General features: G+C 47.3%; 10 protein-coding genes. 5 read left to right on the top strand and 5 right to left on the bottom strand.

Translation table 11 applies throughout. The features are described from left to right. A partial coding sequence (locus P8O70_03395; protein MDG2195928.1) for an HAD family hydrolase occupies positions 1-294 on the top strand: 294 nt, incomplete at its 5' end. Positions 295-354: 60 nt separating this feature from the next. Continuing rightward, positions 355-675 (top strand): hypothetical protein, encoded by a 321-nt coding sequence (locus P8O70_03390; GenBank protein MDG2195927.1) that lies wholly within the window; start codon positions 355-357, stop codon positions 673-675. A 77-nt stretch (positions 676-752) separates the two neighbouring features. Here P8O70_03390 and P8O70_03385 read toward each other — a convergent pair whose 3' ends face one another. After that, on the bottom strand, positions 753-1598 hold the full coding sequence (locus P8O70_03385; protein MDG2195926.1) for a DUF1932 domain-containing protein: 846 nt from the start codon (positions 1596-1598) through the stop codon (positions 753-755). Between the two features lie 194 nt (positions 1599-1792). Here P8O70_03385 and P8O70_03380 point away from each other — a divergent pair, with 194 nt between their 5' ends. The 3 genes from P8O70_03380 (at position 1793) to P8O70_03370 (ending at position 4171) form a co-directional block, all read left to right on the top strand. Next, entirely contained in the window at positions 1793-2134 is a 342-nt protein-coding gene (locus tag P8O70_03380; GenBank protein MDG2195925.1) for an aminoglycoside 6-adenylyltransferase, read from the top strand. A gap of 167 nt (positions 2135-2301) precedes the next feature. Continuing rightward, positions 2302-3672, top strand: a complete 1371-nt coding sequence (locus P8O70_03375; GenBank protein ID MDG2195924.1) for a caspase family protein — start codon at positions 2302-2304, stop codon at positions 3670-3672. Next, positions 3662-4171 (top strand): pentapeptide repeat-containing protein, encoded by a 510-nt coding sequence (locus tag P8O70_03370; GenBank protein ID MDG2195923.1) that lies wholly within the window; start codon positions 3662-3664, stop codon positions 4169-4171. Before P8O70_03375 ends, P8O70_03370 begins: the two co-directional genes overlap by 11 nt. A gap of 89 nt (positions 4172-4260) precedes the next feature. On the opposite strand, the gene P8O70_03365 is transcribed toward P8O70_03370, so the two are convergent. From P8O70_03365 to P8O70_03350, 4 genes are all read right to left on the bottom strand, one after another. Beyond that, positions 4261-4965, bottom strand: coding sequence for a hypothetical protein (locus P8O70_03365; GenBank protein ID MDG2195922.1), 705 nt, complete (start codon positions 4963-4965; stop codon positions 4261-4263). Between the two features lie 7 nt (positions 4966-4972). After that, complete coding sequence (locus tag P8O70_03360; GenBank protein ID MDG2195921.1) at positions 4973-5431, bottom strand: hypothetical protein; 459 nt, start codon at positions 5429-5431, stop codon at positions 4973-4975. An 89-nt stretch (positions 5432-5520) separates the two neighbouring features. Next, the gene (locus P8O70_03355; protein ID MDG2195920.1) at positions 5521-6156 is read right to left on the bottom strand and encodes an LPP20 family lipoprotein; all 636 of its coding nucleotides are present in this window, start codon (positions 6154-6156) and stop codon (positions 5521-5523) included. A gap of 261 nt (positions 6157-6417) precedes the next feature. Further along, positions 6418-6760: penicillin-binding protein activator LpoB (locus tag P8O70_03350; protein MDG2195919.1), on the bottom strand; the 343-nt coding region annotated here is incomplete at its 5' end.

The following is a 6760-nucleotide window of genomic DNA, read 5'->3' as shown; positions in this document are numbered from 1 at the left end:
CTGTCCCCCTTTTTCGAAGCGATGTACACCAGCGAGGAATTGGGTGTGAAGAAGCCTCATCCTGAAGCCTTCCATAAGGCTGCTGCTGCTGCAGGTCTATCGGAATCAGAGGATGTTGTGATGATCGGGGATAGTTGGCAGAGCGACGTTGAAGGTGCCCAGAAAATCGGCTGGCGGGGAGTCCACTACAACCCGGAGGGTGAACTGAAACCAGCAGCATGGTGCACCGTCCGCAACCTGCACGAAATCCTTGATTTGCCACTGAATTCAGGAGCCAGAGGCTTTTCTCGATGAAACTGGATGAAGTAGCTGTGAAATCCAAGGGCTTTCCGAAAAACCAATTTGAAGGGAGTGATGGGAGTCTTCAACTGTGACGAATGTGGAGGAAAGCTCTCCTACTTGGCGAGATCCTGTCCTCACTGTGGCAAGCGCTTCAAATCCAATCTACTGGCAGCAGATTGGAAACTGGGTGGCAAGCCCACTCTATTTGCGGCTTGTGGCGTAGCCGTTATCTGGTTTGCCGTGATTGCAACTTCGATGATCTGGGTTGTATCGCTGGCCCATCCTGCGCTGCTGATCCCCGTGATACTATTCCTCTCGTTGATTTTCCTCGTCTTGGTTTATGTCTTCAGTCGGGCATTTCGGAAACAGAAAAAGATAGTGACAGACTCCTGAAGACCTGATCCAGTTTTTTCTGAGATACAGGCACTATCGCTTCCAAGATGTTTGTGGGCTCCAGAGCAGTGACTTTATCAGCTTGAACGCACTAATGATCGAAGCACTTCTTCCAGTTCAGGCAATTCCTGGTGATCCTTGAAATGAGCCATTCGCTGGTAGGTATCCGCAGCAGCTTTGTGGAAGCCATCTGGAAGCCCTGCAAAGTCAAGAGTGGAAGCGATCTCCTCCATTTCACCGGAAAATCTCCAGGCCTTGGCAGTAACTTTCCGGATATCTTCGACAGTTTTTCTGCCGGCATCACTCACTTCAGCCGACCAGTGTCGCTCCAGGTCTTCCCACACTCCCAACTCGTTAGCGGTGGCCACAATGGAGCAGAGCAAAGCAGTCATTCCCTTCGTCTTGGCTGCGTAGCACATCTTCATTGCTGAGGCCCTGCCAATTTCCTCCCCAATGATTCGGGTGACCAGCGGGCCCTGCTCGAAACAGTCGGCCACTTGTGCAGATTGGAGCCCGGAGAGATAAAGAAAGGTCGAGTTTTCCTGCCAGGCAGGGCCACCGATGATCCCACCATCTACATACTCAACCCCTGCAAGAGCCATCTGTGATCCAATTTCTTGAGAGCGCATTGGAGAGATGGCGTTAGCGTCCACAAAGATGCCCTTGAAGCCTGCCTGCAATACCTGCTGGCTTAGTTCACCTGCATATTTGGGTGGACAGACACTGATGATCATGGAGCAAGTTTCACAGAGCTCTGAAAGACTCCGCAACTCATGCAGGTTGAACCGTTCTGCTCTGGCACGTGTAGCCTCGCTGCGACCCTGCGACACCCAGAAAACCGAATGTCCAGAATTTTTTGCAGAAGCAGCAACAGATATCCCCATTTCACCAGGATGCAGGATGCCTATGTTCTGTGTTGTCATTGTATTTTCTCCAGAGATATGAGCGAAATTTGAGATAGCATCATGTAGACAATGTTTTTGCAAATACAGCAGAAAGAGTAGAAATATAACTCAAATCCACACCAGCCATCCCACAAATGAACCAATCCTCCCCAAAAGATCAGTTGAAAGTATTTCTGAAAGTATTTCTGTAGTGGGTTGAGCCTCAGCGCCTGGTGGAGGGAGCAATCCTGGTGGGTTTCCATGCACGAGATGAGGCTCGGCAGGATTCCGATATTGACCTGGTCCTACTTTGCACGGAGTACGAAAGTTATCTACAAGACTTGGGTTGGACAAACGACTTCGGCAAACCAGCCTCAGTCCATCTTGAGGACTACGGTAAGCTCACTTCTGTCCGTGTGTTCTATGAAGAGGACCTGGAAGTCGAGTTTGGCTTCTCTCAGTTGGACTGGCTGGCTCAACCACTGGATGTGGGAACAGTGGGAGTCCTGCGGGATGGATTTCAAATTGTCTATGATCGTAGTGGTGAGTATTCAGTTCTGGATTTACATCTCTAGAATTTGATACTCTTTGCACTCTTTCAGTTATAGACTTGGAAAAACATTTGTAGAAATTCCTCTCTCACCTGGAGGCTATGATGATCCGTAAGTATTCCATCTACTTTGTTTTGCTGCTGTTGCTGATTGTGCCAACTTCTTGGGCGCAGGAGTGAGCGATCCGGCCAGTGGAAACCAACGTCAGACAGGCACTGGTGATCGGCAACTCGAAATACATTCACACTGGCCCACTACGCAATCCTGCCAACGATGCAAAGGCTATTAGCAGTACCCTGAAGCAACTGGGCTTCAATGTCATGATGCTGACCGATGCAGATCAACGGCAGATGGATCAGGCTATTCGTAAGTTCGGTGCAGACCTACGTGGTAGCAACGGGGTAGGCTTGTTCTACTTTGCGGGTCATGGGATGCAGATTGAAGGAGAGAACTACCTGCTGCCCACTGATATTAATCCCAGCAATGAATTTGACGTGACCTACGATGCGGTACCAGTGGGCAAACTACTGGGCCAAATGGAAGTCGCAGGCAATGGGATGAATGTGGTGATTCTGGATGCCTGCAGGAACAATCCATTTGCCAGAAGTTTCCGTAGTAGCAGCCGAGGACTAGCTCAAGTGATTGCCCCCACAGGTTCGTTCATCTCCTATGCGACGGCACCAGGTGATGTTGCTGCAGATGGTGAGGGTGATAACGGCTTATTTACCGAAAAACTGCTACAGCACATGATCACCCCAGACCTGCGCTTGGAGGAAGTCTTCAAGCGGGTACGGGCAGATGTGCAGCAAGACAGCAACAACAAGCAGGTTCCCTGGGATTCGTCCTCAGTGACGGGTGATTTCTTCTTTGTCCCAGCAGAAGGTGTAACGACAACAGCTACTACAGAGAGTGCATCGAATCAGGACTTTGCAGCTCAAGCTTGGGAAGTTGTCAAAGACTCGGAAGATCCAGCAATTCTGGAAGAATTCATCAAGATGTTCCCCGATACACCTCAGCGCAACTTGGCGAAACTCAAACTAATGACGCTGAAGTCATCACCCTCACCCAGTACGTTACCCAGTAATTTTTTATCTGGCGAAGCTGCCAAGAAGAAACTGCCGGAGACCAAGGAGTGTGTTGGGTGTGATCTAAAAGGATTGCGGATCCTTAGAATGGATCTCAGTGGGTCAGATTTGAGAGATGCAAAATTGAGTGAAAGTAATTTGAATCAATCGAATCTAAGCGGAGCAAATTTACAGAACACAAATCTCAGAAGTGCCTATTTGAGAGGAGCAAATGTATCTGCATCTAACCTAAGTGGTGCGATTCTAATTAGTACTGATTTACGGGATGTTAATCTGTTAGGCGCTAACCTGACAGCTACAATTCTCCTATCTGCTGATCTTCAAGGGGCCTCAATGTTGGGTGCCAAGTTCTGCAACACAACAATGCCCGATGGTTCAATCGCCAATAGAGACTGTTATCCAGCCCAAGTAGACACGAATCAAAGTAGTATAGTCTTATCTGGTGAAGCAGCCAAAAAGAAACTGCTTGGAAACTAAGGAGTGTGTTGGGTGTGATTTAAGTAGCGCCAGTCTTCGAAGTAGCAATCTTACAAGGGCCAACTTACAGAGATCCAATCTTCGAAATGCTAATCTATTTGAAGCGAATTTAGGATATGCTCAACTAAGAAATGCCAACTTACAGAGATCCAATCTCCGAGAAGTTGATTTGTTTCACGCATACCTGATGGGATCAGATCTATCAGTGACTAATCTTAGAGAATCGGATTTACGGGAAGCTGATTTGACTGGAGCAAACCTAACTGGCGCAGACTTATACAAAGCCAATTTTCGTAAAGCTAATTTACGCGAAGCCAATTTACGCAAAGCTAATTTGTTATTTGCGAACCTAAGTAGAGTAAACCTAACTGGTGCAGACTTAAGTGGAGCAGACTTGAGTGGCGCTAATCTGAGTTTTGCAAAAGGTGCCACTTTGAATAAGGCTGAATTGTGCAACACCACCATGCCAGATGGTGTCATTAGTAATCGAGACTGCTAGAGAGATCCTGTGAATTCTAGTCGGAAGAGTTGGTCATTGCCAACTTGGGATCGGCTTGGTTGAGGAGGAATCGATACAGAAGGAAGCTGCTAGTTATTTGGGAGACTAATTTCCTGATCTAGCTCTTCGAAGGCGCTTTTACTACCAGAGGCTGGTCGTTCTAGATCAGCAGGGGTATTCAAATCCAGTTCAGGCTGGTCCAAGTGAGCTTCTAGTTCTCCAAATGCTGATTCAGCGCGGTTTTTGGAGAGCTCAGTTGTGATTTTTTGGAGCCGCTCTTTTTGGTAGGCAACGACGATCTCTCGACTTAAACAAGCCTTCACGAAAGCTGCTCTGACATCGTCGTCATAGGTGATTTTGAGAAATTGCCGCTGCCCGGTCACAAAGTTTTTTAATTCAGGATCATTTCGGAACTGCTCTATGAGTTGATACTCCTTCTCATCTCTTGGTTTGCGTCGTTGGACTTCATCTCTGATTGCTGACTGAACATACTGTTCCTGCTGTGCAACTAAATTTTTGGTGGCTTCTGTTTTCGCTTTTTCCACAGAGGCCAGGCTTCCTGGAGCATATCCGAAAGCACAATCCCACTCCGCATCGTCATTGCGCAAATACCAATCTGGAGCACCATTAATGTCCAAGGTGTTCTCGGTTCGCAGATAAATATCGAGAATATAGCCTGCCAGGGTATTTCCCAAAGAGAGAGCCAGTCCCAGCAACTGCGCGGAGGCGGTATGGATCGTCAAAATCAGGAAGATCCCGATTAGGAAAACGTGTTTGCTCAGCAATTTCAGCATTCCATCCTCACGCCGCTAAATCCTCAATAAGCACATAAATGTAGCCTGCCTCTCGATCACGCCAAAATTCCACAATTCGAAATTGCACAGGGATTTCTTGTCCAGAAATGGTGACGGTTGTGTTGATTGTTGAGGAATTTGTCAGACTTTCACGCCCTCCTCTAATGACACTGGTCGTTTTGTTCTGGACATCGCCACTCACTTCAGCAGTGTTGCCAGCCTTTGCCACAACCAACAGGCTGACGGCAGTATTCAAGGCCTTCTCCCGAGCCTGCTTGACTGTTTGCAGAGCATAGCTTGCCTGTCCCAAGTAGTGCCCAACAGGAACTTTGTTGATCCAATCTGGTTTTTGGTTTTGGCTGACGGGCTGGGGAGAGCGAGAAGATTGCTGAGAGCAAGAAATGGTCAGGAAAGAAACAAGAAACAGCAGTAAGAAGGTGGGGAGTAGCCGCTTGGATGGAATCATCTTTTCTCCGATTAGAGCCGTTCCTGCTTGCGAAGTTCCGAATGAAATGCGTGGGACTCACAGGTGTGAATCCCACTCTTCGAGGAACCTTATTGTGGAGCAGCCCCAAATTCGGAGTTGATCATCTTATCCATTTCAGCTTCTAGCTCATTTTGGGCTTTTTCACCAAGGAAACGTTGCCACTGAGCTTGCTTGTTTTTATAACTTGTTTGAATAGCCTGCTTGGCTGCATTAGCTGCTTGCTGAGGATCCATTACAACCAAGGCGTAGGTTGTCCCGTCAGGACCCTTGCGGTAATTGATTGCTTTAGCACCGAAGAGGATTTCTGCAGTGATTTGCCGCTGCGTGACCGAAGCAACCGCATCAACAGTCTCTTGGTCACCCACTCCGGTTGTCTCGGCATGGTTTTTCACCATCGCCCCAACCTTGGCTTTCATTTCGGTGGCTAGTTGTACCCGTCCATCCATGGTTGCTTGGTTTCTAGCAAAACTGGTCCCTGCTTTGGTATCTCGAAAAGACCCCACTGCAGCAACAGGATATCCCTCAACTGGGGTGCCACAAATCCAATCAGGAGCACGCATTTCTGTACCATCGAAGTAGCAGAGATTCGGATCTTGCTCTAACGCCACAGGTTCAATTTTGGTTGTTCCAGAAGATCCTGAACAAGCAACTACTCCGGCCAGAATGAGTGCTGCACCAAGTTGGGAAATTACTTTTTTGTTCATAATGACTCCTTATGCCTGGAGAGAAGTTTTTGGGAAGCGTAATTTTTTCTCATTGCTAGAAGAATTTTGAATTTGAGCATCATTGAGGTTGGTGAAAGAAGAATTGATGACTTTCGTATTGTCAATGAGAACAGAAAAAATTCTGTCAAGGTTGAGTAAACAATCAATGTATATTCTTTCACCCTCCTCCAATTTGATCAGCTTACATATAAGTAACTTGTAGCAGAACTGATTAAAGTTTGGGAGCCAGAGTTCCATACTCTAGAAGGAAAAAGATTTGCGCTCCATGAATTTCTTGATTTTCTTACTACCATTCCAAACTTCGCGAGCTGTCTGCAGATTGATCAGTTTTAGATCTACTTGATAGTAGGTGACGCGTTGACCATCTAGCTGATCAACTATGGAATTGATCGTCCCGGAAAGCGCGAAATTCGCCCCATCTTCTTCACCCATTTCCATCCGAGTATCAGCAGAAGCATTCATATCCTGGTCAGCTAATTCTGCACGAGTATCTTGGCGTTCTTCAAGTGTCGCAATAAATCCGGCTTTACCGCTGCGAATCACTGCTCGCTTAATATCGTTAACAAAGGTGTCAACAGCTATA

This window comes from SAR324 cluster bacterium (assembly GCA_029245725.1).
Taxonomy (GTDB): domain Bacteria; phylum SAR324; class SAR324; order SAR324; family NAC60-12; genus JCVI-SCAAA005.
The sequence above is the reverse complement of the archived record's forward strand: the minus strand, read 5'-3'. Positions and strand labels throughout refer to the sequence as shown.

Coding starts and splice junctions, on each gene's coding strand:
- P8O70_03390 (MDG2195927.1), top strand. CDS start 355: ATGGGAGTCTTCAACTGTGACGAATGTGGAGGAAAGCTCTCCTACTTG.
- P8O70_03385 (MDG2195926.1), bottom strand. CDS start 1,598: ATGACAACACAGAACATAGGCATCCTGCATCCTGGTGAAATGGGGATA.
- P8O70_03365 (MDG2195922.1), bottom strand. CDS start 4,965: ATGCTGAAATTGCTGAGCAAACACGTTTTCCTAATCGGGATCTTCCTG.
- P8O70_03360 (MDG2195921.1), bottom strand. CDS start 5,431: ATGATTCCATCCAAGCGGCTACTCCCCACCTTCTTACTGCTGTTTCTT.
- P8O70_03355 (MDG2195920.1), bottom strand. CDS start 6,156: ATGAACAAAAAAGTAATTTCCCAACTTGGTGCAGCACTCATTCTGGCC.